Raw genomic sequence first — 25153 nt, 5'->3', positions numbered from 1 at the left:
GCGCGGCCGGCGTCAGAGGAGCTCGCGGTGGAGAGGAGGCGCGGCCGGGGCCTGACGGCGTGCGCGCCTGCGGTGCAGGCCGAGGATGAGCAGGAAAGCCACCGCGGCGATGACGGCGAGCAGCCCGGCGAGCGTGAGGGTCAGCGTCAGGGGAGAGTCCAGGGAGGCCGGCAGGCCCCAGGTGCCGGGTTTGGCGGGGAAGGTGAGGGTGCCTGTCGCCGTGTGCTCGACATGGCCGCTGCGGAGAGTGAGACGGAACGTCCACGGCCCGTCGGGGAGGTGCCTGCCCAGCAGGATGGCGATGTCCGCCTGGTCGCCGGGCGCCAGGGTGGTGCCGCGGGTGACCCGGAAGGGGCCGGCGCTCAGGGAGCTCGGCCCCTCCGGCAGCGACAGCTGCCCGTCGAGGTCGAGGGCGCGGTGGCCGGTGTTGGTGACGGCCACGACGACCTTCGGCTGCCCGTCTTCGGCGCGCTGGGGAACGATCTGGCCGATCTGGAAGTCCGAGGGCGGTTCGGCGCCCGGGCCGACGTCGAGGTAGGTGCGGACCCCGACGCGGTTGACGACGGCGACGTTCCCCTTCGGGCCGGGGGAGGGGGAGGAGACCTGCGCCCAGATGACGGCGTATCGCTCCGCCTCGCCGGCCCACGCCGGCACCGAGACGGTGGTCTTGACCGTCGTGCTGCCACGCGCCGGAAGGTCGACCGCGGGACGGTCGAGCCTGATCCATGAGCTCAGCTCGTTGGAGGTGCGGTCCGGGGCGAAGGTGAAGCGGCTGCCTTTGATGCCGGCGGCGCTCGCGTACAGCTCCACGTGCTGGGGCTTGGGCGAGGTGCTGGAGACCTCCAGACGCCGGGTAAAGGTGGTGCCGGGATTGACGTGGTCGACGATGAAGTACCGCGCCCGCGGATCGTCCACGCGGTTGGAGGGGATTTCCAGCAGCCGGATGCCGATGGTGTTCTCATCGGCAGGACGCCCGCTGTCGCCGTCCGCCCGCGCGGTCGCTGGAGCGCTCATCATTCCGTGCAGCAGGAGCACGAGCAGCGTCGCCAGGACGGGCCGGCGCGTCAGTGGGTTAGGCAACGGAGTGGTTCACCGTTCCGGTGTAGGTGCCTTCCACCGCCTGGGCGGGGACGTTGATCACGAGAGTCGGATTCCAGGTGACGGAGTTGCTGCCGGAGCCGGCCGTCTTCCTGAAGGCGGTGCGCAGGACGCTCAGCGACTGCGCGGCCCCCGCGTTGAGCTGCCCGGGAGTCACGTCTCCGGGGCTGGTGCCGGTGGTGTTGGTCGCGGGACCGGACCAGTACAGGACGGAGCTGTTGGGGATGGTCTCGGGGGTCGTGCCGCCGCCCGTGGTGAAGGCTCCCGCCGCCGCGATCACCGACGCCGTCCATGTGGCGGTGAGCGCGGCGCGCTGGTCGGACACCGTGATCGAGCCGAGCTGCCCGCTGATCGAGCCTCCCGGAACGCCGCCTCCGATGTTGACCGGACACCTGACCAGCCGGTCGGCCGCCGCCCCACGGGTTGATCACGGCCACCGGCCGGCGGGCTTGCCGTACCAGAATGTGAAGAAGCCCTGGACCGCGCGGTCCAGGGCTTCTTCACGGAAAGTCAGCCGAGCTTGGCCAGAATCAGATCGAGCTTCCCATCCATAGAATCCATCCTGACCTCCATGGAATCCATCCGGCTTTCCATGGAGCCGACCCGGTCGGTCAGGGCATCCACCTTGGCTTCCAGATTGTCGACCTTGCTTTCCAGTCCGTCCACCTTGGCTTCCAGCCCGTCGACCTTGATCTCTAGTCCGTCTACCTTGGTTTCCAGGTTGTCGACCTTGGTGCTGAGTGCGGCGAGATCTTCCTTGGTGGCCATCCTGTTCATGATCTCTTCGAACATCGGAGAGGTGTACGTCATGACTTCCTCTCGGACGATCTCTGGAAGATCGTTCACTGTCTTCATGACGATGGTCAGATCCGAGTTCGTCCTGAAGGCCCAGGACTCGAGCTCCATCATGCGCTGACAGCTGCTCATCGTCGCCACGCCGGGCATGGTACCTCCTGGTGGGGGGCAGTGGAGGGGCTGCCGGTCGGTGAACCCGGGCCACGGGTTCGTAACGGTGTGCGACTGATTGAACACGATCCATGGGGCGTGAGGGGCGGATTTCGCGGCAACCCGTCGGGCCTGAGATCTATGGCGACGGCGTGCCGGTTCGATCCCACTCGGGGGTCTGACCGGCGTCCACGGGGGTGCTCACCAGGTCTGGCCCGCGCCATGCACCGATCAGCACGGCCATGGTCAACGCAGGGACGGCCAGCACGGGACTCAGCCACAGCAGAGCCCGTATTCCGCCGGTCAGCAGTCCGGCGGCGGTGTTCAGGCCGCCCACGCTGAGCGCGCAGGCCGACGCGCCCATCACCCGGGCCGCCCATGGCCTCCTGGCCGACCACCGGGCTGCGGGCACCAGGATGATCAGGGCGGGCAGTGCGACAAGCGCCCCTGTCGGCAGGCCGGCGACGGCGCACAGGAGGGGAAGCCGCACCAGGGCAACGGCGAACTCTCCCCATCGGACGCTGTCGGCCTCGAAGGCCGCGCCGATGAGGAACACGATCGCCATGACCGCCCCGGTCGCGGCGCCGCCGAGAGCGCCCGTGCCGATCGTCCTGGCCACGATGCTCCGGATCCGGCGGGGACGCCGAGCCGGAACGGAAGGCGCGGGCTCCGGCGACGGGCCGGTCTCGCGCCGCCCCCGCCACCAGGAGGTCGAGTTCACCACAGGACATCCCCCCGCCCGTCGTCCGAAGCTCCGCCCGCGTGTCACAGGGAAGGTCGCCGACGCGACTCCGGTGACCGGCGGCGATCATATTGTCGCCGATCACGATTTTCCCGAACAGGCCGGGGCCGGGGCGTCCTGGGAGAGGGGGGAGCCCGCGGGCAGGACGTAGGTGACCAGGAGCACGACGGGTTCGGTGCCGAGATTGCGGCCCTCGTGAACCTCGTGGGCCGGTTCGACGAAGGCGGTGCCCGCGCGGTCGGTCCGCGTCGAGCAGTCGGACAGGGTGTGGGTCAGCACGCCCCGCCGTACGACCGCGATCAGCCGGCCGGCGTGGCGGTGCCAGCCGGTGGAGCCGCCGGGCTCGATGACGACCCGCCGGACCACCACGTCGGTGCGGCCCCCGCTCGTCACCGAGATCGGGCCGGGAGACACGCCCCGGGCGAGCGCGACGCCCGTGACGCCGCCGGACGAGGCGGGGGTCAGCAGCAGGGGCAGGACAACCAGCAATCGTGACAGCATGTAATCAAGTGAACACTCAACAGGATGGATCCGGGACGGCTTCCCGAAGACCCGGCCGGACGGCTTGCGCGTGTTTCCGGAGAACGCGTTTTCCGGAGAACTCAGCCGAGCAGCTTGCGGGCGGCTTCCTCGATCTCGCCCTCCGTCAGCAGCACGTGCTTGGACGCGTCGCCCAGCGGGATGAAACTGTCGGCCGAGGCCACCCGGGCGACCCTGCCGGTGAAGCCGGCGTCGAGCAGCTCGGCGACGATGCCCTCGGAGACGCCTCCGGTGCGGCGGGTCTCGTCGGCGATCAGCACCCTGCCGGTCAGCTCCGCCGCGCGCAGCAGGTCTTCGACCGGGAGCGGCGACAGCCAGCGCAGGTCGAGGACCCGGCAGCCGTAGCCCTCCGAGGTGAGCTTGACCGCGGCGCGCAGGCTCATTCGCACACCGTTGCCGAAGGTCACGATGGTCAGGTCGCGGCCGTCGCCGTAGCTGCGCGCGCGGCCGATCGGGACGTGCGTCTCCGCCCAGCGGGCCGGCGGCGCGTACGGCGAGAGCCAGCCGTTGTCGCCGTCGTCGAACAGGTCGCGGGTGTTGTACAGGGCGATCGGCTCCAGGAAGACGCAGACGCTGCCGTCGGTGCGGGCGGCGGCCAGGCAGGTGCGCAGCATCGAGGCCGCGTCGTCGGGCCGGGCGGGGGAGGCCACGACCAGCCCGGGGATGTCGCGCAGCGCGGCGATGGAGTTGTCGTTGTGGAAGTGGCCGCCGAAGCCCTTCTGGTAGGCGTATGACGCGACGCGGACCACCATCGGGTTGCGGAAGGCCCCGCGGGAGAAGAACGACAGCGTCGCGGCCTCGCCCCGGATCTGGTCCAGCGCGTTGTGCAGGTAGGCCAGGTACTGGATCTCGGGCACCGGCAGCAGCCCGGAGACGCCCGCGCCGAGCGCCAGGCCGAGCACGGTCTGCTCGTCGAGGAGCGTGTCGAACACCTGGCCCGCGCCGAAACGCTTCTGCAGGCCCCGGGTGACGCCGTACACGCCGCCCTTGCGGGCCACGTCCTCGCCGAAGACCAGCATGCCGGGATGGGCGGCCAAGGCGTCGGTCAGGGTCCGGTTGATCGCCTGGGAGAGTGTCAGCGGACCCTCGTTTTCGGGCAGCCTGCCGCCGAAGGCCTTCTCCCTGGACGGCGCGGCGACCGTGCTGGCCGTCGCGACGGTCTCGGGGGTGCGGGGGGCCAGCGGCTCCATGATGTCGGCGGCCGAGGTCAGCCGGGGCCGCCGTGAGCTCTCCATGGCCATCTTGAGCAGGTATTCCCGCGTCGTCTCGTAGCGCAGCAGCAGCTCGTCGGGGGTGGCGAGGCCCGCCTCGACGAGAAGCCGGGCGGTGGTGACGAGCGGGTCGCGCTCCAGATCGGCGTTGATCTCCCGTTTGGTCCGGTAGGACAGCTCCACGTCGGAGCCGGCGTGACCCATCAGCCGGACGGTGCCGACATGCAGGAGGGCGGGGGAGCGGTGCGTGCGGACGTGCTCGGCGGCGGCCGTCGCCGCGTCGTGGACGTCGGCCAGGTCGCAGGCGTCGGCCTTGAAGTATTTCAGCAGCGGGTGGTGGGCGGCCTCCACCCAGCCGCCGGGGGTCCGCACGCTGATGCCCAGGCCGTTGTCCTCGCAGACGAACAGCACCGGCAGCCCCAGCCCCTGATAGCGGCCGTAGGCGGCGGTGTTGAGCCCGGACAGGGCGCTGGCGTGGTTGGCGGAGGCGTCGCCGAAACTGCAGACCGCGATCGCGTCGGCCGGCCACGGGCCCGCCACGCCGAGCTGGCGGGCGCGCTCGATGGCGAACGCCACGCCGACCGCACGCGGCAGGTGGCTGGCGATCGTGGAGGTTTGCGGGATCACCGCCAGGTCGGGATGGCCGAAGACCTTGTGGCGGCCGCCCGCGATCGGCTCCTCGGCCGCGGCGGCCAGGCCGAGCAGGACGTCGCGCAGCCCCTCTTCGGGCAGGCGCCCCGCCATCGCCGACCGGGTGAGGTAGAAGGCGCCCGAGCGGTAATGGAGGAGGGCGGGATCGGTGGTGCGCAGCGCCGCGGCGATCGCGGCGTTGCCCTCGTGCCCGGCCGAGCCGATGGTGTAGAAGCCCTCTCCCTGCTCGCGCAGCCAGCGCGCGGCGATGTCGAGGAGCCTGCTGCCGAGCTGGAACTCGAACAGTTCGCGGCAGCGGGTCCCCGTCAGGCTCGTGCCCTCACGGACCGGCAGGCCTGGATCACGGGGGGCCCCGGGGGAGAGGGCGGCCACCGCCTCGGCGAAATGAGTCTCAACAGTGTCGCGCGCCACAGTCTGATTATGTCCCCAACGGCCGCTCTCGTCCCGGACCTTGGCGTGTTTGGCCCTCAGTGGCCTCTCGGAAACCCCTCGGAGGCGCGGTCCGAGCCTCGGAGGGCGGATGGACCGGTCCTATTCGACAGTTCTTCATAACAGCTTGTCAGATCTATCAACCAATTACCTGATTCATACGTCTACTTGAAAGAAGTGACGTGGCACCCTCATGCCGCGTTCAAGCAACGGGGAAGGATGGAAGACCCCAAATGTTGAACCGCACCCGAGCTGTTGTCGTCGCGGTGGCCATGGGAGCCGGAGCCCTCACTCTGGTTCCTTCTGCGACGGCTGCGACGGGGACCTCAGCGGATCCTGTCGTCTCCAATGTGGAGATCAGCCCCAACCCGGTCGTGGTGACCGGGTCACCGGTCACGGCGAAGTTCAGCTTCACCACGACCGCCGCGGGCAAGGCCGAGTTCCAGATCAAGGCGCCGGGCGTCAGCGCATGGACTCCGCTCACCGTGGAGCCCAGCCCGCACGGCACCGAAACCCAGTGGACCGCCTCCAAGTCGTTCGACAGCAAGAGCGCTGCCGGGCAGTGGAGCTTCCTCGCGATCGCCCACGGCGGCGACGGCAAGGAGGACTCGACTCGCGGTAAGTTCACCGTCGACGTCAGGAAGGCCCTCGACACCAAGATCGTCGACTTCGACGCCTCGCCCGACGACGTCACCAAGGGCGACAGCATCGAAGTGTCCGGCCGACTGCTGCGCGACAGCGGGGGCTGGAAGGGGTACGGCGGGCAGCCTGTAACGATCACCTTCCGGGAGAAGGGCACTGACGCCTACCGGCACGTCGTCAAGGTCGGCACCGGCTACGACGGCGGGTTCAGGGCCAGGGTCAAGGCCGACGCCACCGGCTGGTGGCGTGCGGAGTTCTCCGGCAACGGCGGCGCCGCCGGATCGGTGAGCGACACCGACCGCGTCGACGTGACGGCCCCCGAGCCGGAGCCCGAGCCGGAGCGCGCCGACAGCCGCATCATCCGGTTCAACGCCTCGCCGGAGCCGGGCCGCTACGGCCGCTACCTGAGCTTCACCGGCAAGCTCCAGATCGACGACGCCTCAGGCTGGGAGGGTTACCGCGCCAGCGTCGGCCTGTACTTCAAGGCCAGGGGCTCGCACAAGTGGAGCTACGTGAAGACCACCCGGTCCAACGGCAGCGGCAGCATCTACACCAAGGCCAGGGCCTACAGGTCCGGTTACTGGAAGTTCGTCTTCAGGGGTGACGACGACTTCTACGGCGACTCCAGCAGCAGTGACTACGTCAGGGTGACCAAGCGCTGACGGTGGGATCGAGGTCCGCGTCCCGAACGCGGACCTGACAGACGGCGGCCCGGGTGCTCGAGCACCCGGGCCGTCCCCGTGTCTCCTGTGCGGGGCGCCCGGACCGAAGGGCGCCCGGACCGTCGCAAGTCATCCTTCTTCCGGACGGCTTGCGGACGGTGGCTTTGCCGGTAGCAGGCATGGCCGGTGCGAGCATCGACTGGGAACCAAAGCCGATCTTGGCAACCGGGGGAGAGATGCTTCGCAAACTGGTGCTGGCCGCGGTCTGCGCGGCCGGACTGCCGATCGCCGTGCCGCCCGCCTGGGCGGGCGACTCGTGCCCGACGACGTCACCGTGCGCGGTGACCACGTGCGGGCCGGGCCGGATCTGTGTGCCGTCGCCCAAGCAGTGCGTCACCACACCGTGCCCGCAGTACGACTGCGTGTCGGTGATACCGCTGCCCATGATGCCCGCTACGGCCCCGCGGCCGAGGATACCGCTGCCCATGATGCCCGCTCCGGCCCCGCGGCCGATGATCGTCAATGTTCCGCCGGGCACTCTGCCCGCGTCGGATCCCGTCCGATGATCGTGAGCGGCCCGGCGGGCGGGCCCGTCCGGCAGCCGGCGTGACTTCTTCCGGTACGGCTCGCGCGAGCCGTACCGGAACCGCCCCGAGTCGTGTGGTGGCCGGGGCGGCTCGACGATCAGTGTTAGCAGTTCCTAACTTTGGACCATGGCGAGCGCCGCACGGGCCATGTCCCGCATCAACTCGGCCATCGCCTCGGCCGGCAGTTCGCCCGCACTGTGCGGGGTGGAGTTGAGCAGCCCGAAGACGGCGTGGGTCGCGGCCCGCAGGCGGGGCGGGGGACACCCCGGGTAGAGCTCGCTCAGCACGGTGACCCACTCCTCCACGTAGAGCCGCTGGAGCCGGCGGATCTGGCGGCGGGCGGGCTCGGGGACGTTGCCGAGCTCGCGGTCGTGCACGGTGATCAGGGCGGGGTGGCTGAGCGCGAAGTCGATCTGGCCGTTGAGCAGGGCGTCCAGGGCGTGTTCCGCGTCGGGGGCCGCGGTCACGCGGCTTGCCGCCGAGGTGTGCAGGCGCTCGCTGATGTCCAGCAGCATCTCCGCCAGCAGCGCCTCCTTGCCGCTGAAGTGCCGGTAGAGAGCGGGGCCCGAAGTGCCGACCGCGCCGCCGATGTCCTCGATGGAGACGCCGTGGAAGCCGCGCGCCGCGAACAGTTCCGCGGCGGCGTCCAGGATCTCCGTGCGCCGTGACCCGCGATTGCGGGTAGGGGTCTGGGCAGTCGTCACATCTCGCATGGTAGACGGTGACGTTAATGATGACTAACATCTCTGGTGGAGTTAGTAATCGTTAACCACGGCGACGGAGCCGGACGAGGGGGCTCGCATGAGTGGCTGGCCGGTGCTGCGAAGCGCCTGCGATCCGGGCGGTGAGGGCTTCAAGGCCAACGCGGAGGTCAACGAGCGGCTCGCCGCCGACCTGCGGGAACGGCTCGCGGCCGCCGCGCTGGGAGGTCCGGAGAAGTCACGGGCCCGGCACGTGTCGCGAGGCAAGCTGCTGCCCCGCGACCGGGTGGACACCCTGCTCGACCCCGGATCCCGGTTCCTGGAGCTCTCTCAGCTGGCCGCCACCGGGCTCTACGGCGACCAGGCCCCCGCGGCCGGGATCATCACCGGCGTGGGCCGTGTCTCCGGCCGTGAGTGCGTGGTCGTCGCGAACGACGCCACGGTCAAGGGCGGCACCTACTACCCGATCACGGTCAAGAAGCACCTGCGGGCCCAGGAGGTCGCCCTCCACAACAACCTCCCGTGTGTCTATCTCGTCGACTCCGGCGGTGCGTTCCTGCCCAAGCAGGACGAGGTCTTCCCGGACCGCGAGCACTTCGGCCGGATCTTCTACAACCAGGCCACCATGTCGGCACGGGGCATCCCGCAGATCGCCGCGGTCCTCGGCTCGTGCACGGCGGGCGGCGCCTACGTCCCGGCGATGAGCGACGAGGCGGTGATCGTCCGAAACCAGGGCACGATCTTCCTGGGCGGCCCGCCGCTGGTGAAGGCCGCGACGGGAGAGGAGGTCACCGCAGAGGAACTGGGCGGCGGCGACCTGCACGCCCGGGTCAGCGGCGTCACCGACCACCTCGCCGAGGACGACGCCCACGCGCTGAGAATCGTCCGCGACATCGTGGCCACCCTGGCGCCGCGCACCCCCTCCCCGTGGGACCGCGTTCCGTCCGAGGAGCCGGTGCACGACCCCCGCGACCTCTACGGCATCGTCCCCGCCGACACCCGCGTGCCCTACGACGTGCGGGAGGTCATCGCCCGCGTCGTGGACGGCAGCCGGCTGCTGGAGTTCAAGGCCGAGTACGGTGCCACCCTCGTCACCGGCTTCGCTCACATCCACGGCCACCCCGTCGGGATCATCGCCAACAACGGCATCCTGTTCGGCGAGTCCGCGCTCAAGGGCGCGCACTTCATCGAGCTGTGCGACCGCCGCAACATCCCCCTGGTGTTCCTGCAGAACATCAGCGGGTTCATGGTCGGCAAGGCATACGAGGCCGGGGGCATCGCCAAGCACGGCGCCAAGATGGTCACGGCCGTCGCCTGCGCCCGGGTGCCCAAGTTCACCGTGGTCGTCGGCGGCTCCTTCGGCGCCGGCAACTACGCGATGGCCGGCCGGGCCTACTCGCCACGGTTCCTGTGGATGTGGCCGAACGCGCGCATCTCGGTGATGGGCGGGGAGCAGGCCGCCAACGTGCTCTCCACGGTCGGCAACGCCGACCCCGACGCCATCCGCCGGCAGTACGAGGACCAGGGCAACCCCTACTACTCCACCGCCCGCCTCTGGGACGACGGCGTCATCGACCCCCTCGACACCCGCACCGTCCTGGGCCTGGCCCTGTCCGCCGCGGCCAACGCCCCCCTCGACCCCATCGGCTACGGCGTCTTCCGGATGTGACCGCACCCATGACTCACCCACCAGCTCCCCGCCCGGCACCGGGTTCACCCGGGATGTTCGACACCGTTCTGATCGCCAACCGGGGCGAGATCGCCCTGCGGATCATCCGCACCCTCAAGCGGCTGGGCATCCGCTCGGTCGCGGTCTACAGCGACGCCGACGCCGGGGCGCGGCATGTCCGCGAGGCCGACGTCGCGATACGGCTCGGCGGCGGCTATCTCGACATCGACCGGATCCTGGCCGCCGCCGCGGCGGCCGGGGCCCAGGCCGTGCACCCCGGATACGGCTTCCTGGCCGAGAACACGGCGTTCGCCCGGCGCTGCGCCGAGGCAGGGCTGGTGTTCGTCGGCCCGCCGCCGGAGGCCATCGAGGCGATGGGCGACAAGATCCGGGCCAAGGCCACCGTCTCGGCGGCGGGGGTTCCCGTCGTCCCGGGCGGCGCCGAACCCGGTGACGACCTGATCGAGGCCGCCGGGCGGGTCGGCTTCCCGGCGCTGATCAAGCCCTCGGCGGGCGGCGGCGGCAAGGGCATGGTGCTGGTGCGCTCCGCCGCGGAGCTGCCGGAGGCGCTGGAGTCCGCCCGCCGTACGGCGGCCGCCGCGTTCGGCGACGCGACCCTCCTGATCGAGCGGTTCGTGGAGAACCCCCGGCACATCGAGATCCAGGTGATGGCCGACACGCACGGCAACGTCGTCCACCTGGGCGAGCGCGAGTGCAGCCTGCAGCGCCGCCATCAGAAGATCATCGAGGAGGCGCCCTCCCCGCTGCTCGACGCCGAGACCCGGGCGAGCATGGGCGCCGCCGCGGTCGAGGCCGCCAGGTCCGTCGGCTACGTCGGCGCCGGGACGGTCGAGTTCATCGTCCAGGGCGCGACCGGCGACTACTACTTCATGGAGATGAACACCCGGCTCCAGGTCGAGCACCCGGTCACCGAACTGGTCACCGGCCTGGACCTGGTGGAGCTCCAGCTCAGGGTCGCGGCCGGTGAGCCGCTGCCGCTCACCCAGGACGAGATAAGGCTGAGCGGCCACGCCGTCGAGGCCCGGGTCTACGCCGAGGACCCCTCCCGCGGCTTCCTGCCGACCGGTGGCCGGGTCCTCGCACTGCGCGAGCCCGCCGACGTCCGGGTGGACTCCAGCCTGATGGCCGGCGGCACGGTCGGCAGCGACTACGACCCGATGCTGTCCAAGGTCATCGCCTGGGGGCCGGACCGGGCGAGCGCGCTGCGGCGGCTGGACGGGGCGCTCGCCGCGACGACCGTGCTGGGCGTGCCGACCAACATCGCCTTCCTGCGGGCACTGATCACCCACCCTGAGGTGGTCGCGGGAGACCTCGACACCGGCCTGGTCGAACGTCACCTCGACGAGCTGATCTCCCATCAGGGCGTTCCCTCCGACGTCCTGGCCGCGGCCGCCCTGCTCCTGCACCACGACCGTGTGCCCACCACGCCGGCCGACCCGTGGGACGTGCCCGACGGCTGGCGGCTGGGCGAGACCGCGTGGACCACCTGGCGGCTGGAGGGCCGCGACGGGGTGGCCGAGGTCCGGGTGCGCGGGCTTCCCGGGGCGGGAGCCGAGGTCCGCCTGCCCGAAGACCGGCCGTCCGGGAGCGGCGGCGAGCTGTCTGGAAACGGCGGCGAGTCGTCCGGAAACGGCGCACCGGCGGTCATCCGGGCCCGGCTGGCCCGCGACGGCGGAGATCTGCTGATCACCCTGGACGGGGTGAGCAGGCGCTACGCCGTCGCCCGGGACGGCGACACGATCTGGCTCGGCCGCGACGGGAGCGCCTGGGCGCTCACCCGGCACCACCTGGGCGACCCCGGCGATCGGGCGGGCGCGGGCGGCACCGGAGACGGGGTGGTCCGAAGCCCGATGCCCGGCACGGTCCTCGTGATCAAGGTGACCGCGGGTGAGCAGGTGGACGAGGGACAGCCGCTGCTCATCGTCGAGGCGATGAAGATGGAGCACACGGTGACCGCGCCGGTCGCCGGAGTGGTCGCCGAGCTACCGGTGCGGACCGGCCAGGCGGTCGACATGGACGCCGTGCTGGCGGTCGTCCGGCGGGACGGGGAGTCGTGATGCGGGAGCCGTACAGGATCTCGGCGGCGGGGCTGCCGGAGCGGGTCACGATCTACGAGGTCGGGCCGCGAGACGGGCTGCAGAACGAGCCGGCGGTGGTTCCGGTCGAGGTCAAGGCGGAGTTCGTCGCCCGGCTGGCCGCCGCCGGGCACCGGGTGATCGAGGCGACCAGTTTCGTGCACCCCAAGTGGGTGCCCCAGCTCGCCGACGCCTCCGAGCTGCTGACCCGCATGGAGCGGGCCCCCGGCGTGCGTTATCCGGTGCTCGTGCCGAACGAGCGCGGCCTCGACCGGGCGCTCGAACACGGCGTCCAGGAGATCGCGATCTTCGGCAGCGCCACGGAGACGTTCGCCGGGAAGAACCTGAACCGGACGCTGGAGTCGCAGTTCGAGATGTTCGCGCCGGTGGTCGCGCGGGCGCTGGACCACGGTCTGAGGGTCAGGGCGTACGTGTCGATGTGCTTCGGCGACCCGTGGGAAGGACCGACACCGATCGACCAGGTGGTCACCGTCGGCCGCAGGCTGCTCGACCTGGGCTGCTACGAGCTCTCGCTCGGCGACACCATCGGCGTCGGCACCCCTGGCCACGTGACCGCCCTGATCGAGGCCTTCGGCGGACCCTCGCGCCTGGCCGTGCACTTCCATGACACCTACGGGCAGGCGCTGGCCAACACCCTCGCCGCCCTCCGGGCGGGCGTGACCGTGGTGGACGCCTCCACCGGCGGCATCGGCGGCTGCCCGTACGCCGAGAGCGCCACCGGCAACCTCGCCACCGAAGACCTGGTCTGGATGCTGCACGGCCTCGGCGTGGAGACCGGACTGGACCTTGAGTCGCTGGTGGAGACCAGCACCTGGCTGGCCGCGGAGCTCGGCCGTCCCAGCCCTTCACGGGTCGTGCAGGCCATGGGAGCGAACCCGGCGCGCCGTACGACCGATCAACACGCCTAGGAGTGACAATGCCCAAGCTCAGCGACGAATACGAAGACCTGCGTAAAACCGTCGAGGCGTTCGCCCGCGACGTGGTCGCTCCGGTGATCGGGGATCTCTACGAACGTGAGGAGTTCCCCTACGACATCGTGCGGCAGATGGGCGCCATGGGGCTGTTCGGGCTGCCGATCCCGGAGGAGCACGGCGGCATGGGCGGCGACTACTTCGCGCTCTGCCTGGCCCTGGAGGAGCTGGCCAGGGTCGACTCCAGCGTGTCCATCACCCTGGAGGCCGCGGTGTCGCTGGGCGCGATGCCGATCTACCGGTTCGGTACGGCGGAGCAGCGCGCCGAGTGGCTGCCCCGCTTGACGTCGGGCGAGATGCTGGGCGCGTTCGGCCTGACCGAGCCGGGCGGCGGCTCCGACGTGCCGGGCGGCATGCGGACCACGGCCGTGCTGGACGGGAACGAGTGGGTGATCAACGGCTCGAAGGCGTTCATCACCAACTCCGGCACCGACATCACCGGTGTCGTGGGCGTGGCCGCGATCACCGGCTATCGTGGAGGCGACGGTGAGGCCTCTCCCCACGGCCGTGGGGGTAAACCGGAGATCTCCACGATCCTGGTCCCTTCCGGGACGCCGGGCTTCACCGTCTCGAAGAAATACTCCAAGGTCGGCTGGAACTGCTCCGACACCCGCGAGCTCTCCTTCGTCGACTGCCGGGTCCCGGCGGAGAATCTGCTGGGCGAGCGGGGCCGGGGCTACGCGCAGTTCCTGCAGACCCTCGACGAGGGCCGCATCGCGATCGCCGCGCTCTCGGTCGGCCTGGCCCAGGGGTGCGTGGACGAGTGCCTGCGCTACGTCCGTGAACGCCGGGCGTTCGGCCACCCGATCGGCCACTACCAGGCCATCCAGTTCAAGATCGCCGACATGGAGGTCCGCACCCACACCGCCCGCCTGGCCTACTACCACGCGGCCGAGAAGATGCTGGCCGGCGAGCCGTTCAAGAAGGAGGCGGCCATCGCCAAGCTCGTCTCCAGCAACGCGGCCATGGACAACGCCCGCGACGCCACCCAGATCTTCGGCGGCTACGGGTTCATGAACGAATACCCCGTCGGCCGCTTCTACCGCGACGCCAAGATCCTGGAGGTCGGCGAGGGCACCAGCGAGGTCCAGCGCATGCTCATCGCGCGGGAGCTGGGGCTGGCGGAACTCTGAACCGCGGGTGACACGGCGTGAGAGCAGGGCTGATCCGGGGACCCGCCATCGGCGGGGACGACCTCGGAACCGGCCCTGCTCCGCCGGACGTGGAGCTTCGGTGTCTCGTGGCCGGGGTCACCGTTTCGGCGTGAGGCCGACGTCGAACCGCACGCCGACCTCGTCGCTGAGTTTGAGCGCGCCGAACAACGCCGAGTAGGGCCGGATCCCCCAGCGGGTCTGCACGACGGCCGCCGAGCCGCGCGCGCGGTCGTCGGCCAGCGTGCCCTGCAGCGTGACGGGCTGCGTGACGCCGAGGATGGTGAGGTCGCCCTCGACGAGGAACGACTCCGCGGTCCCGCTGACTCGTGTCGACCGGAACGTGATCGTCGGGTGACGCGCGGCCTGAAGGATCTTCTCTCGGATGATCTTCTTGATCTCTCCGCGGTCGGAGTCCGTGAGCGGTTTGATGCCGCCGGTTCCCTCCCGCACTTCGAGTGACGCGACGTCGGCCTCGACGGTCACCGAGGAACCGGCCGGGTCGGCGGCGTCGAGTGTCACGTCGCCGCGCCAGCGGGTGACCTCGATGGTGAGATCATGACCGGCCTTCGCGCCCAGCCCGGTGCGGGTCGTGTTGACGAGGAGCGCGCCGGACTCGGGGCCCAGCGTGTAGTCGCCAGTGGTGATGCTCACCTTGCCAGGCTAACTCGCACCCGAAGGGACCGCGGTGGCACGCACCAGCGGCGTGACGAGTCCCGGGAGTGGCCGCGGTCCTTTTCGCCGCCCGTCGTGCCTCACGGGTGGAGCTCGTGCAGGGCGGTGCGCAGGGCGCCGAGCCAGTGGGCGGTGGTCTGCCTGGCCAGGTCGCTGTCGGGGGCGAAGGCCTCGAACAGGTGCCAGGCGCCGGGGACGTCCTTGACCTCGACGGGGACGTCGGCCTCCATCAGCCGGCGGGCGTAGTCGAGTCCTTCGTCCCGTACGGGATCGAGGCCACAGGTCAGGACGTAGGCGGGCGGAAGCCCCGACAGGTCGGTGGCACGGGCCGGTGCGGCGTAGGGGGAGACGTCGTCGCCGCGGCCGGGCCCCAGGTAGGTGTCCCAGACACGTCTGACGGACGGGCCGTTGACGATTCGCGGGTCGGTGATCCGCCCGATCGAGGCGGTTCGCGCCCGGTCGTCGGTGACCGGGATCAGCAGGCACTGGTAGGCGATCTTCGGCCCACGCCGGTCGCGGGTCATCAGGCACAGGGCGGCGCTCAGGCAGCCGCCTGCGGACGCGCCGGTGACAGCGATACGTTCGGGGTCGATGCCGAGATCGGCGGCGTTGCCGGCCATCCAGCGGAGGGTGGCGTAGCAGTCCTCGATCCCGGCGGGGAAAGGGTGTTCGGGGGCCAGTCGGTAGTGCACGTTGATCACGACCACGCCGGCCTCGGCGCACACGTCGCGCGCCATCGGGCTGGGGCCGTCCAGCTCGCCGTAGGCGAAGCCGCCTCCGTGGATGTAGAGCACGCCGGGCAGGACGCCCTCGGCTCCCGCCGGCCGGAGGACATGCACATCGATCTCGTTGCCGCCGGGGCCGGGGACGGTCATGTGCTCGACGGTGAGGCGGGCGTCCGGTTTCATCCGGGGTGCCATCAGTGCCCTGAAGCCGGCGCGGAGAGCCTCGACATCGCCGGTAGGGCGTTCGGTCATGGTGGCGAGGACGTCGATCAGCTCGGGGTGGACGGACATCGCGGTCATCGAACCTCTCCTTAATAGTCTCATTGATACGGTATCGATGAGACGAAAGCTATGGTCTCACTGAGACGGTGTCAATGGGATGGAGGGGCGATGAACGGAGTGAGCCTGTCGGCGTATGTCGTGCTGGGACTGATCGCCCGGCACGGCCCGATGACCCCGTACGAGCTGAAGGGGCGTGTGGAGGAGAGCGTCGGGTTCTTCTGGCCGATCCCCCACGCGCAGCTTTACCGGGATCCGCCCAGGCTCGCGGAGATGGGGCTGCTCAGGGAGGAGGCGGAGGAGCACGGCCGGCGCCGGCGGGTGTTCCACCTCACCGACGCGGGCCGCCGGGCACTGGAGCGCTGGCTCGCCGACCCGGATGTCGCGCCGCCCGAGACACGTGACCCCTCGCAGCTCAAGCTCTTCTTCGCCGATCTCGGTGACCCCTCCGACGTCGTCGCGCTGGCCACCGAACAGGCGAGGCAGCACCGCCGATGGCTTGACCTCTATCGGTCCCTGCACGCCGAGCTCGACCCGTCCGACCGCACCCGGCTGGTGTCCCGATCCCGGCTCCTGAAGCTCGGAATCCTGCACGAACAGACCTACGTCGACTTCTGGGAGTCCCTGGCGGCGGACCCGGACCGCCTCGACCTCGCCGCCCCCTCCGGCCCGGACGAGACTGATCTCGGCCGAAGGCCCTCCGGGAGCGCCTGACCTCGGACGAATGGGCTCGGCTGAAGGCCCTCCGGGAGCGCCTGACCTCGGACGACGCCGTCGAAGACACCGGAGCCGGGGGTGGGCCGGCCCTCGCCCCGGGTATGAACGCGACGCCCTGGGTCTCAGGGACGGAGGCGGCCGGCGGCTCCCGGCCGGTGAGCCGATCTCCGATGGAGAGGGGCGGCGTTGGGCACGAGCCCGGGCAGGACGCGTGGGGAGGCGGGGGCGCGAGGCGCCCGCCTGCTGAGGCGGATGTCCGGGTGGTTGCTGGCGGAGCCGTCCGCGAAGGCACGCGCGGCCACGCGCGAGGAGCATCCGTGGTGGCGTGTCATGTGCCTCACCGGTGTGGACTACTTTTCGAGCCTGGGTTACCAGCCGGGGATCGCCTTCCTCGCCGTGGGCGTCCTGTCCCCGATCGCCACGCTGGTCCTGGTCGCGATGACGCTGCTGGGCGCGCTGCCGATCTATCGCCGCGTCGCGGAGGAGAGCCCGCACGGGCAGGGGTCCATCGCCATGCTCCAGCACCATCTGCCCGGGTGGCGGGGCAAGCTCCTGGTGCTGGTCCTGCTCGGTTTCCTGGCGACCGACTTCATCATCACCATCACGCTGTCGGCCGCGGACGCCACCGCCCACGTCATTGAGAACCCCTTCGTCCCGCACGCCCTGCAAGGTCACCGCGTCGGCCTCACCCTGGGGCTCATCGCGCTGCTCGGCGGGGTCTTCCTCGCCGGGTTCAGCGAGGCCATCGGCATCGCGGTGGTTCTGGTGGGCGCCTATCTGACGCTCAACCTGGTCGTGGTGGCGGTGTCCCTGGAACGCGTCCTCGCCCGGCCCGAGCTCGTGGCCGACTGGAAGGCCGTGCTGTCCGCACAGTACTCCAGCCCGCTGGTCATGATCGGTGTGGCGCTCCTGGTCTTCCCGAGGCTGGCACTGGGGCTGTCGGGCTTCGAGACCGGTGTCGCCGTGATGCCCCTGGTGCGGGGCTGCCACGATGACGATCCCCGGCGTCCCGCGGGCCGGATCCGGGGGACCCGGCACCTGCTCACCGCCGCCGCGTCGATCATGAGCTTCTTCCTCGTCTCCTCCAGTCTCGTCACGGTGATGCTCATCCCCGCCCGTGAGTTCGAGCCGGGCGGCAAGGCCAACGGCCGGGCCCTCGCCTACCTCGCCCACGAATATCTCGGGCGGAACCTCGGCACCCTCTACGACGTCAGCACGATCGCGATCCTGTGGTTCGCCGGTGCGTCGGCCATGGCCGGCCTGCTGTCGATCGTGCCGCGTTACCTGCCCCGGTACGGCATGGCGCCACAGTGGGCCGCGGCGACACGTCCTCTCGTGCTGGTCTTCACCGCCGTCGCGTTCGTCATCACGATCATCTTCAAGGCCGGTGTCGACGCCCAGGGTGGCGCGTACGCCACGGGCGTGCTCGTCGTGATCCTCTCCGCCGCCATCGCCGTCACCCTGTCGGCCCGTTCCCGGGGCGACCGCGGAGGGGTGATCGCGTTCGGCGCGATCACGCTGGTATTCGTCTACACCACGATTGCCAACGTCTTCGAACGTCCCGAAGGGATCAAGATCGCGTCTTTCTTCATCGCGGCGATCGTCGCCACGTCCTTCGTCTCACGGGCCAGCCGCTCGTTCGAACTCCGGGTGGAGGATGTCGTCCTCGATCCGGAGGCCCGGTCGCTCGTTGAGGAGATGATCGCGTCGGGCCAGCTTCTTCTGATCGCCGGCAACCCCGATGACGAAGCCCGGACGAGCTGCCATGAGAGGGAACGGCGGGCGCGTGAGCTGCATCACCTGCCGGGGGACGTTCCGACGCTCTTTTGGAGGTGACGGTGACCGACGCCTCGGAGTTCGGCAGCAAACTCGCGGTCGGGGGCGAGGAGCGGGACGGCTGCCGTTTCCTGGTCGCACGCAGCCCGGCGGTCGCCAACGCGATCGCCGGTATCCTGCTCCATCTGCGAGACCGGACCGGCCTCATACCGCAGATCTACTTCCACTGGGCCGAGGGCAACCCGGTGGTGGCCCTGCTCCGCTATCTCGTTCTCGGCGGGGGTGACATCCCTCCGCTGACCCGCGAGATCCTCAGGAGAGCCGAGCCTCGCCCGGATCGCCGGCCGCAGGTCCACGTCGGCTGAGCACGGCCGGGCGTCGCGGTGGATCAGCCGCTCGCGGCGCGACTCCCGGCTCCCGGACGCCGCGTGGCGGCCCTCGTCTCGATCGTGTGACCGGGAGCCGCCGTCATCGCCGCCGTGGCCTTCGCCATGATCCTCGCCATGGTCCGGAGCTCGTCGGGGGTGAGCTGGTCGATCAGGAAGGCGCGGACGACGGCCACATGCCCCGGCGCGGTCCGCTCCAGGCAGCGTGTGCCCTCGTCGGTGAGGACGGCCAGGACACCCCGGTCGTCCGAGGGGCAGGTGGTCCGCCGGACGAGGCCGGCCTTTTCGAGCTGGCCGACCTGGTAGGTGAGGCCGCTTTTGGACACGACCACCTTGTGTGCGAGTTCGGTCATCCGCATCCGCCGGTCGGGGGCGGACGAGAGCTTGACGAGGATCTCGTACTGGGCGTGGGTCAGCCCGGAGTCGGCTTTCAGCTGCTCTTCGACGCGCCGCTCCAGCAGGTGTGTCGCTTTGACATACGTCACCCAGGCGTCCAGTTCGTCGTCACTGAGCCATCGCGTGTCCGTCACCCGCCCATTCTATGTTTGTTTGAATTTGAACTACCTCCTATCATGTCATTCAAATTCGAACAACTAGAGGAGTTGCCATGCTTGACCGCGTACGCCCCGTCGCCCTGCTGCTGGGACGGATCGGCATCGGTGCGATCTTCCTTGTCCACGGCTGGCAGAAGTTCACGACGATGGGGATCGGCGGGACGACGGCGCTCTTCGAGTCGGCAGGGGTCCCGGCGGCTACCTGATTCGTCAGCAGTGTTCCGGTTTTCAGGCCGGGGTGAAGCGGACTCTCCCGCGTAGCGGGGAACAGCCATTTCGCCGTCAGGGCGGAAGGGCGCCTGGTAGGTTGCTTGTGTCAGGTACCGCCGGGCGGGCGGGAACGGAGCCGGAAGGTTCGCAAGCCTGTGGAGACCCGGTAAGACCATCTCGGTGGCGCAGGTCGGTGAAGCAGGAAGCCGCAGAGGTGCTGCATTCGTGTGGCGCGGGCTGAATCTTCGGCATTCATGCCGAAGAGCGCGTCAAGAGTTCGTTCTCGCCCTCGACGGCCTGTGGTGGCGGCGCGTGACGGCCTAGGCGTGCCCCGGAGGGGCGGTCCGGGCCGTCACCGCGTGGGTTCCGTGCGGGCCGGTCCGGAGGCCGGGCGAAGCCGGTGGCCGTGGAGCCGGGGCGGCACGGATCACGATCGGCGGGCCGCCTCCTGAAGGCCGGCCGCCTTCGCGTCGGAGCTCGACCGCACCACCAGCTCGACGGGCACCAGTTGCACGTCTCCCCGGGCTAGGGTCCCGGTCCTGACCTGGTCGAGCAGGACCTCCACGCACGCCCTGCCCACCTGGGCGAAGTTCTGCCGGACGGTCGTCAGCGCCGGCCACATGTACGCGGCCTCCGGCGTGTCGTCGAAACCGACCACGGCCACGTCGCCGGGAACCGCCCGTCCGGACTCGTGCATCGCCCGCAGCACCCCCATGGCCATCTGGTCGTTGGCGGCGAAGACCGCGGTCGCCTCCGGGTCGCGGGCGAGATGCCTGCCGAGCCGGTAGCCGGACTCGGCCGTCCAGTCGCCGAACAAAACCTGGGGCACGGGCCTGCCTGCTCGCTCCAGGGTCTCCAGCCAGGCGGCGTGGCGGCGCCGGGCGGAGTAGGCGTCCGGCGGTCCGGCCACGTGCCAGACCGTGGCGTGGCCGCGTTCGAGCAGGTGCTCGGTGGCGAGGCGGGCGCCGGTGACCTGGTCGGAATCCACGACCGGATATTCCTGACCGCCGTGCCCGTCGGCCATCACGACGGGCACGCCCTGGGGCAGCCGGAGCGAGGGCGAGTCGAGCACCTGTGCCTCGATGATGATCACACCGTCGACCGCCTGGGTGTTGAGCCGGGTGAAGGCCTCGCGGACCTCCCGGTTGGTCGGCCCGGTGACGCCCATCAGGTTGATGGAGAACCCGGCCTCCAGGGCCGCGGTCGCGATGCCGTCCAGGGTGCGCACGTTCCCGTGGCTGTTCAGCGTGAAACAGATCACCCCGATCGTGCCGAACCGGCCGGTGGCCAGGGCCCGTGCGGCGCCGTTGGGCTGGTAGCCCAGTGCGCGCATGGCCGAGAGCACGCGGTCCCTGGTCGTCTCCTCGACGTTGGAGCGGTTGTTCACCACCCGAGAGACGGTCTGGGCGGACACCCCGGCCAGCCGGGCCACATCGGCCATCGACGGGGCCTTCCTGCCGCGGCCGCGGCCCTGTGGCGGAACCTCGCCGGCTGTGGTCACTGGCGTTCCTCTCTCCCGGGGTCATGGTGCCATGGCAGGGGCGCGAACGACGATGGATGATGGCAGCGCTAACACGATAGCGCCCGAATGTACCGGTGCGACATATCCCCGGATGGCGGGAAATTCCCTGTTCATTTTGGACGTACCTTGACGTTTCTTGGTGAATGGTGTGATGCTCGGCATTCGAGACCGTGTTAGCGCAAACATGCATCCTGATCCGGAGGGCCGATGTTCCATGGCAGGCACGCCGATCACCGCTGACGCCGGACGGGCCGCCTCCGCCCTCTGACGACGCCGTCTCCGTTTCCCCGACGACGCGTCCGCGGACCGGGGTCGCCCGGCACGCGGACGCATCCCACCGCATCCCGAAGGATGGATATGCCTCACCGCTGGATCCGCTGGCCCCGGCCGACAGGCCTCGCCTACGGCGCCGACTACAACCCCGAACAGTGGCCGGAGGAGGTCTGGCACGAAGACGTCCGGCTCATGCGGGAGGCGGGCGTCAATCTGGTCAGCGTCGGGATCTTCTCCTGGGCCCGGTTGCAGCCGACCCCGGACACCTGGAACTTCGGCTGGCTCGACCGGGTCCTCGACCTGCTCCACGAAGGCGGCGTCGCGGTCGATCTGGCCACCGCCACCGCCTCGCCGCCGCCCTGGCTGACCCATGCCCATCCGGAGGTGCTGCCGATCGACCGGGAGGGACGGCGACTCCACCACGGTGGCCGTCAGGCCTGGTGCCCCAGTTCCCCGGTCTACCGCGAGCGGTCGCTGCGGCTCGTGGAGGAGATGGCCCTGCGGTACGGCGGGCACCCCGCACTGGTCCTCTGGCACGTCTCCAACGAACTCGGCTGCCACAACGCCCGCTGTTACTGCGACGTCTCCGCCGCCGCCTTCCGGGTGTGGCTTCGCGAGCGCTACGGCACCCTCGACGGGCTCAACGCGGCCTGGGGAACGGATTTCTGGAGCCAGGTCTACAGCGACTGGGAGGAGATCCTGCCTCCGCGCCTGGCGGCGAGCTACGTCAACCCGACCCAGCAGCTCGACTTCGCCCGCTTCTCCTCCGATGAACTGCGCGCCCAGCTGTGCGCGGAACGTGATGTCCTTCGCGGGATCACGCCCGGCGTCCCGGTGACCACGAACTTCATGATCATGGGGGAGACCAGGAACATGAACTACGCCACCTGGGCGCAGGAGGTGGACCTCGTCTCCAACGACCACTACCCCGACGTGGCCCGGGCCCGGCCCGAGATCGAGCTCTCCTTCTCCGCCGACCTGACCAGGGGCGTCGCGGGCGGCGATCCCTGGCTCCTGATGGAGCACGCGACCAGCGCGGTGAACTGGCAGCCGGTGAACGCCGCCAAGCAGCCTGGAGCCCTGCGCCTGGGCAGCCTCGCCCACGTCGCGCACGGGGCGGACGGGGTCTGTTTCTTCCAGTGGCGGGCCTCACGTGCGGGCGCGGAGAAGTACCACTCGGCGATGCTGCCGCACGCGGGCACCCGGTCCAAGGTCTGGCGGGACGTCTCCGGCCTCGGCGAGGACCTGAAGGCCCTCGCCGAGATCGAGGGCTCGCGCGTGGTCTCGGACGTGGCGATCCTGTTCGACTGGGAGTCGTGGTGGGCCGGTGAGCTCGACTCGCACCCCACCGACCGGCTGCGTTACCGGGAGATCGCCCTCGGCTGGTACGAGGCCATGTGGCGGGCAGGTGTCTCCGTCGACGTCGTGCCGCCCTCGGCCGACCTCGGAGGCTACCGGCTCGTGCTCGCCCCGACGCTCTACCTGACCGCCGACGCGACCGTCCGGCGTCTCACGGAGTACGTCGAGGCCGGCGGGCACCTGCTGACGACCTATTTCTCGGGCATCGTCGACGAGAACGACCACATCCGTCTCGGCGGTTACCCGGGCGCGTTCCGCGACCTGCTCGGAATCCGGGTCGAGGAGTTCTTCCCCCTGCTGCCCGGAACGTCCGCCGAGGTCCGCCCGGACGCGCCGGGACCGATGTGGGCGGCCTCCGCCTGGACCGAGCAACTGGAGCTCACCACGGCGAGCACGGTCGCCGCCTACGTGGACGGCCCCCTGCCGGGAGTGCCCGCGGTCACCCTCAACCGGTACGGCCGGGGCCTCGCCTGGTACGTCGCCACCCAGCTGGAGCCGGCGGGCATCGCGGCGCTGCTGGAGCGGGTCCGCGAGCAGGCCGGTGTCATGCCGGTGGCGCAGGCCACTCCGGGTTTGGAGCTGGTGCGCAGGACGGGCCCCGAGGCCGGCTACCTGTTCGCGATCAACCACGAGGACGAGTCGGCATGGCTGCGAGCCGGAGGCACCGACCTGCTCACCGGAGCCGAGCACGACCCCGCGGGCTGGATCGAGGTGCCGCCGCGCGATCTGGTCGTGCTGCGCACCTCCGGCACGCCGGAACCCGCCACCGGCATCCGTTAGCGCGGTGACCGGTTCACCGGGCCGGGGACTCGCGGCCGGGCTCGCGTGTTTCACGCGGGCCCGGCGTTCCTGAGGCGACCGGCCGAGGCGGTCACAACCGGTTGCGCGGGCCGGGACCGGCCCGGCAGGCTGCCGCGCACCTCAGCTGGGGAGCTGGGCCTCCAGGCGGTAACCGTCCACGGTGACGTACACCTGGTCGCCGGGCCTGGCGTTCAGGCGCATCAGTACTGGCTGGAGGGAGTCGAAGACCGGGTGGTCCCGCCAGACCAGCACCACGGCGTTGTCGCCGGGACCGGTCACCGACAGCAGCGTGCCGGGGCGCATGCCGAGCCGGGTGGCGTATCCCTCCGGCACCGCCACCGGGCCGCCGCGCAGGTGCTCGCTGGTCACCTCGATCCGCTGCCAGCGGCTCGGATCGGTGGCGGGGTTGGTCGGCGGGGGGAACGGGGCGCGCTGACTGGTGATCAGGTGCGGCCGGCTGTTGCCGGACAGCGCCGACAGCGTGGCCAGGGCGGCGCGGGGGTCGATGGTGCTGGCGTTCACCTGCGGGATCGGTTGTCCGCCGCGGTGGTGATGACCGTTGGCCCCCGGCGTACGGCGGGGCAGCTGCCTGTTCGTCTCGGGGGCGGACTCGTCGACCGCGGGCGCGCCCGCGGTGGTGTCGCTGGCGGCGAGCGCGTCCAGCCAGGCTTGGGCGGAGTGCGTGCGGATGCCGAGGTGGTGCTCCATGAGCGCGACCACGTCGGCGTCGGCCGGTTTGCTCGCCAGGAGTTGCCGGGTGCGGTCCCGCAGGCCGCCCAGGTCGCCCACGACGAGCCAGCCGTCCTGGAGGCGCCGGTCGGGCATGAGCGTGACCAGCACCCGCCAGAGCGGGGTGCGGAGCGTGGGGACTTCGACGGGGTGCGCGGGGTCGGCGCCGATGAGCTGCTGCTGGGTCGCGGCGGCGCCCAGCCATTCGGTGAGCCCGAACATGTGACCGGTGAGCGGGGCGGACTCGGAGGAGCGCAGCCAGAGCAGGATGCGTTCCTCGGCGGTGCGCTGGGCCATCGAGAGCGCGTCGCGGTCGGCGTTGAGCTTGTGCGCGAGCGCGCGCAGGCTGATCGGGTCGACGGCGAACAACCGTTCTACGGCGACCGCGCGCTCAAGGGGATTCCAGTCGCGGAACATGTTGTCCACCAGGCCCACCAGCGGGTAGTCGCTGAGGCGGACCTGGGGCTCGGGGGCCGGGGCCTGCTGCGGAACCGGAGGCGCCTGCTGTTCCGGCCGCTGCGCCTGCCGGGGCGGAGCCTCCGCGGGCAGCGGCGCGGCAGGCGCCGGCTGCTCGGCGATTCCCGGGATCTGGCCGAGAACTTCGCGGAACATGGCGGTCACCACGACCTCGGGGGAGGCGGGAACCATGGGGCCGCTGAGATCCGCTGCGGTCAGGCGGCGTAGCCTGGACCAGCCGCCCAGCCCGGCGATGGCCGAGCGGGCGGGTTCGGACCAGCCGGGCAGGGTGGGGTCGACCGTGTGCACATGCAGGGCGGGCAGCACGTCGCTCAGCGGCAGGTGGTCCCAGCGGGACACCGAGAGCCGGGCCAGCCGGTCGCAGACCCAGTCGAGTCCGGCGGCGCCGAGGGCCTTGGGCAGGGTGACCGAGGACCACCAGCCGGCGGGCAGGCGGGGGTCGGCCAGGGCTTCGGCGACCTGCTGGGGCCGGCTCCAGCGCAGGGCCGGAACCAGATCACTCAGGCAGATCGATGACTCGGCATCCATCGATGGACCGCAACCTCCCCAAGGTG

23 protein-coding genes are annotated in these 25153 nt (G+C 70.7%); 11 read left to right on the top strand and 12 right to left on the bottom strand.

Features of this window, described 5'->3' with window-relative positions; translation table 11 throughout:
- Nucleotides 1-12 precede the first annotated feature (12 nt).
- The 6 genes from ACFY2X_RS15520 to ACFY2X_RS15495 all read right to left on the bottom strand — a co-directional run bounded on the left by ACFY2X_RS15520 (nucleotide 13) and on the right by ACFY2X_RS15495 (nucleotide 5598).
- Entirely contained in the window at nucleotides 13-1080 is a 1068-nt protein-coding gene (locus ACFY2X_RS15520) for a hypothetical protein (RefSeq protein ID WP_389938288.1), read from the bottom strand.
- On the bottom strand, nucleotides 1073-1423 hold the full coding sequence (locus ACFY2X_RS15515; protein WP_389938285.1) for a hypothetical protein: 351 nt from the start codon (nucleotides 1421-1423) through the stop codon (nucleotides 1073-1075). The genes ACFY2X_RS15520 and ACFY2X_RS15515 overlap by 8 nt, the downstream gene beginning before the upstream one ends.
- 185 nt (nucleotides 1424-1608) lie before the next feature.
- On the bottom strand, nucleotides 1609-2025 hold the full coding sequence (locus ACFY2X_RS15510; RefSeq protein WP_389938547.1) for a DUF2730 family protein: 417 nt from the start codon (nucleotides 2023-2025) through the stop codon (nucleotides 1609-1611).
- A gap of 157 nt (nucleotides 2026-2182) precedes the next feature.
- Nucleotides 2183-2764: a hypothetical protein gene (locus ACFY2X_RS15505; RefSeq protein WP_389938283.1), complete on the bottom strand. Its 582-nt coding sequence runs from the start codon at nucleotides 2762-2764 to the stop codon at nucleotides 2183-2185.
- A 102-nt stretch (nucleotides 2765-2866) separates the two neighbouring features.
- Nucleotides 2867-3286 carry a cupin domain-containing protein gene (locus tag ACFY2X_RS15500; protein WP_389938280.1) on the bottom strand — a complete coding sequence of 140 codons (420 nt, stop codon included), beginning with the start codon at nucleotides 3284-3286 and terminating at the stop codon, nucleotides 2867-2869.
- Nucleotides 3287-3387: 101 nt separating this feature from the next.
- Entirely contained in the window at nucleotides 3388-5598 is a 2211-nt protein-coding gene (locus tag ACFY2X_RS15495; protein ID WP_389938277.1) for a thiamine pyrophosphate-dependent enzyme, read from the bottom strand.
- Nucleotides 5599-5849: 251 nt separating this feature from the next.
- Between ACFY2X_RS15495 and ACFY2X_RS15490 the strand changes: the two genes are divergently transcribed.
- Both ACFY2X_RS15490 and ACFY2X_RS15485 read left to right on the top strand, forming a co-directional pair.
- On the top strand, nucleotides 5850-6920 hold the full coding sequence (locus tag ACFY2X_RS15490) for a hypothetical protein (RefSeq protein ID WP_389938274.1): 1071 nt from the start codon (nucleotides 5850-5852) through the stop codon (nucleotides 6918-6920).
- A 236-nt stretch (nucleotides 6921-7156) separates the two neighbouring features.
- Nucleotides 7157-7486 (top strand): hypothetical protein, encoded by a 330-nt coding sequence (locus ACFY2X_RS15485; RefSeq protein ID WP_389938271.1) that lies wholly within the window; start codon nucleotides 7157-7159, stop codon nucleotides 7484-7486.
- Between the two features lie 134 nt (nucleotides 7487-7620).
- Here the strand turns inward: ACFY2X_RS15485 and ACFY2X_RS15480 are convergent, their stop codons facing one another.
- Nucleotides 7621-8220: a TetR/AcrR family transcriptional regulator gene (locus tag ACFY2X_RS15480; RefSeq protein WP_389938269.1), complete on the bottom strand. Its 600-nt coding sequence runs from the start codon at nucleotides 8218-8220 to the stop codon at nucleotides 7621-7623.
- Nucleotides 8221-8308: 88 nt separating this feature from the next.
- On the opposite strand from ACFY2X_RS15480, the gene ACFY2X_RS15475 reads away from it, so the two are divergent.
- The 4 genes from ACFY2X_RS15475 to ACFY2X_RS15460 are packed head-to-tail and all read left to right on the top strand — an operon-like array spanning nucleotide 8309 to nucleotide 14098.
- Nucleotides 8309-9877: a carboxyl transferase domain-containing protein gene (locus tag ACFY2X_RS15475; protein ID WP_389938266.1), complete on the top strand. Its 1569-nt coding sequence runs from the start codon at nucleotides 8309-8311 to the stop codon at nucleotides 9875-9877.
- 53 nt (nucleotides 9878-9930) lie between these two features.
- Entirely contained in the window at nucleotides 9931-11955 is a 2025-nt protein-coding gene (locus ACFY2X_RS15470) for an acetyl/propionyl/methylcrotonyl-CoA carboxylase subunit alpha (protein ID WP_389938263.1), read from the top strand.
- Nucleotides 11955-12902 (top strand): hydroxymethylglutaryl-CoA lyase, encoded by a 948-nt coding sequence (locus ACFY2X_RS15465; protein WP_389938260.1) that lies wholly within the window; start codon nucleotides 11955-11957, stop codon nucleotides 12900-12902. The genes ACFY2X_RS15470 and ACFY2X_RS15465 overlap by 1 nt, the downstream gene beginning before the upstream one ends.
- Nucleotides 12903-12910: 8 nt before the next feature.
- The gene (locus ACFY2X_RS15460) at nucleotides 12911-14098 is read left to right on the top strand and encodes an acyl-CoA dehydrogenase family protein (RefSeq protein WP_389938258.1); all 1188 of its coding nucleotides are present in this window, start codon (nucleotides 12911-12913) and stop codon (nucleotides 14096-14098) included.
- 117 nt (nucleotides 14099-14215) lie between these two features.
- On the opposite strand, the gene ACFY2X_RS15455 is transcribed toward ACFY2X_RS15460, so the two are convergent.
- Nucleotides 14216-14770, bottom strand: a complete 555-nt coding sequence (locus ACFY2X_RS15455; protein WP_389938255.1) for a YceI family protein — start codon at nucleotides 14768-14770, stop codon at nucleotides 14216-14218.
- Between the two features lie 101 nt (nucleotides 14771-14871).
- On the bottom strand, nucleotides 14872-15816 hold the full coding sequence (locus ACFY2X_RS15450) for an alpha/beta hydrolase (RefSeq protein ID WP_389938252.1): 945 nt from the start codon (nucleotides 15814-15816) through the stop codon (nucleotides 14872-14874).
- Between the two features lie 90 nt (nucleotides 15817-15906).
- On the opposite strand from ACFY2X_RS15450, the gene ACFY2X_RS15445 reads away from it, so the two are divergent.
- From ACFY2X_RS15445 to ACFY2X_RS15435, 3 genes are all read left to right on the top strand, one after another.
- Nucleotides 15907-16509, top strand: a complete 603-nt coding sequence (locus ACFY2X_RS15445; protein WP_389938250.1) for a PadR family transcriptional regulator — start codon at nucleotides 15907-15909, stop codon at nucleotides 16507-16509.
- A 255-nt stretch (nucleotides 16510-16764) separates the two neighbouring features.
- A complete protein-coding gene (locus ACFY2X_RS15440) occupies nucleotides 16765-18348 on the top strand; it encodes an amino acid transporter (protein WP_389938247.1) in 1584 nt (527 codons plus the stop codon).
- A 2-nt stretch (nucleotides 18349-18350) separates the two neighbouring features.
- Complete coding sequence (locus ACFY2X_RS15435) at nucleotides 18351-18653, top strand: hypothetical protein (RefSeq protein ID WP_389938244.1); 303 nt, start codon at nucleotides 18351-18353, stop codon at nucleotides 18651-18653.
- Between the two features lie 23 nt (nucleotides 18654-18676).
- Here ACFY2X_RS15435 and ACFY2X_RS15430 read toward each other — a convergent pair whose 3' ends face one another.
- Complete coding sequence (locus ACFY2X_RS15430; RefSeq protein ID WP_389938242.1) at nucleotides 18677-19204, bottom strand: MarR family winged helix-turn-helix transcriptional regulator; 528 nt, start codon at nucleotides 19202-19204, stop codon at nucleotides 18677-18679.
- Nucleotides 19205-19281: 77 nt separating this feature from the next.
- On the opposite strand from ACFY2X_RS15430, the gene ACFY2X_RS15425 reads away from it, so the two are divergent.
- Nucleotides 19282-19434, top strand: a complete 153-nt coding sequence (locus ACFY2X_RS15425; RefSeq protein WP_389938237.1) for a DoxX family protein — start codon at nucleotides 19282-19284, stop codon at nucleotides 19432-19434.
- A gap of 431 nt (nucleotides 19435-19865) precedes the next feature.
- Here ACFY2X_RS15425 and ACFY2X_RS15420 read toward each other — a convergent pair whose 3' ends face one another.
- The gene (locus tag ACFY2X_RS15420) at nucleotides 19866-20939 is read right to left on the bottom strand and encodes a LacI family DNA-binding transcriptional regulator (protein WP_389938234.1); all 1074 of its coding nucleotides are present in this window, start codon (nucleotides 20937-20939) and stop codon (nucleotides 19866-19868) included.
- A gap of 378 nt (nucleotides 20940-21317) precedes the next feature.
- On the opposite strand from ACFY2X_RS15420, the gene ACFY2X_RS15415 reads away from it, so the two are divergent.
- Nucleotides 21318-23372 (top strand): beta-galactosidase, encoded by a 2055-nt coding sequence (locus ACFY2X_RS15415; RefSeq protein ID WP_389938231.1) that lies wholly within the window; start codon nucleotides 21318-21320, stop codon nucleotides 23370-23372.
- Between the two features lie 141 nt (nucleotides 23373-23513).
- Here the strand turns inward: ACFY2X_RS15415 and ACFY2X_RS15410 are convergent, their stop codons facing one another.
- Nucleotides 23514-25127, bottom strand: a complete 1614-nt coding sequence (locus ACFY2X_RS15410; RefSeq protein WP_389938228.1) for a hypothetical protein — start codon at nucleotides 25125-25127, stop codon at nucleotides 23514-23516.
- Nucleotides 25128-25153 lie beyond the last annotated feature (26 nt).

The sequence above is a fragment of the Streptosporangium sp. NPDC000396 genome (assembly GCF_042898655.1).
GTDB lineage: Bacteria > Actinomycetota > Actinomycetes > Streptosporangiales > Streptosporangiaceae > Streptosporangium.
This window is presented reverse-complemented; position numbering and strand designations above follow the sequence as displayed.

Bases quoted from the DNA above. Each gene is read 5' to 3' on its own strand.
- ACFY2X_RS15445 (WP_389938250.1), top strand. From the start codon at position 15,907: ATGAACGGAGTGAGCCTGTCGGCGTATGTCGTGCTGGGACTGATCGCC.
- ACFY2X_RS15500 (WP_389938280.1), bottom strand. From the start codon at position 3,286: ATGCTGTCACGATTGCTGGTTGTCCTGCCCCTGCTGCTGACCCCCGCC.
- ACFY2X_RS15485 (WP_389938271.1), top strand. From the start codon at position 7,157: ATGCTTCGCAAACTGGTGCTGGCCGCGGTCTGCGCGGCCGGACTGCCG.
- ACFY2X_RS15425 (WP_389938237.1), top strand. From the start codon at position 19,282: ATGCTTGACCGCGTACGCCCCGTCGCCCTGCTGCTGGGACGGATCGGC.
- ACFY2X_RS15465 (WP_389938260.1), top strand. From the start codon at position 11,955: ATGCGGGAGCCGTACAGGATCTCGGCGGCGGGGCTGCCGGAGCGGGTC.
- ACFY2X_RS15480 (WP_389938269.1), bottom strand. From the start codon at position 8,220: ATGCGAGATGTGACGACTGCCCAGACCCCTACCCGCAATCGCGGGTCA.
- ACFY2X_RS15440 (WP_389938247.1), top strand. From the start codon at position 16,765: ATGTCCGGGTGGTTGCTGGCGGAGCCGTCCGCGAAGGCACGCGCGGCC.
- ACFY2X_RS15510 (WP_389938547.1), bottom strand. From the start codon at position 2,025: ATGAGCAGCTGTCAGCGCATGATGGAGCTCGAGTCCTGGGCCTTCAGG.
- ACFY2X_RS15410 (WP_389938228.1), bottom strand. From the start codon at position 25,127: ATGGATGCCGAGTCATCGATCTGCCTGAGTGATCTGGTTCCGGCCCTG.
- ACFY2X_RS15470 (WP_389938263.1), top strand. From the start codon at position 9,931: ATGTTCGACACCGTTCTGATCGCCAACCGGGGCGAGATCGCCCTGCGG.
- ACFY2X_RS15490 (WP_389938274.1), top strand. From the start codon at position 5,850: ATGTTGAACCGCACCCGAGCTGTTGTCGTCGCGGTGGCCATGGGAGCC.
- ACFY2X_RS15415 (WP_389938231.1), top strand. From the start codon at position 21,318: ATGCCTCACCGCTGGATCCGCTGGCCCCGGCCGACAGGCCTCGCCTAC.
- ACFY2X_RS15460 (WP_389938258.1), top strand. From the start codon at position 12,911: ATGCCCAAGCTCAGCGACGAATACGAAGACCTGCGTAAAACCGTCGAG.
- ACFY2X_RS15475 (WP_389938266.1), top strand. From the start codon at position 8,309: ATGAGTGGCTGGCCGGTGCTGCGAAGCGCCTGCGATCCGGGCGGTGAG.
- ACFY2X_RS15450 (WP_389938252.1), bottom strand. From the start codon at position 15,816: ATGACCGCGATGTCCGTCCACCCCGAGCTGATCGACGTCCTCGCCACC.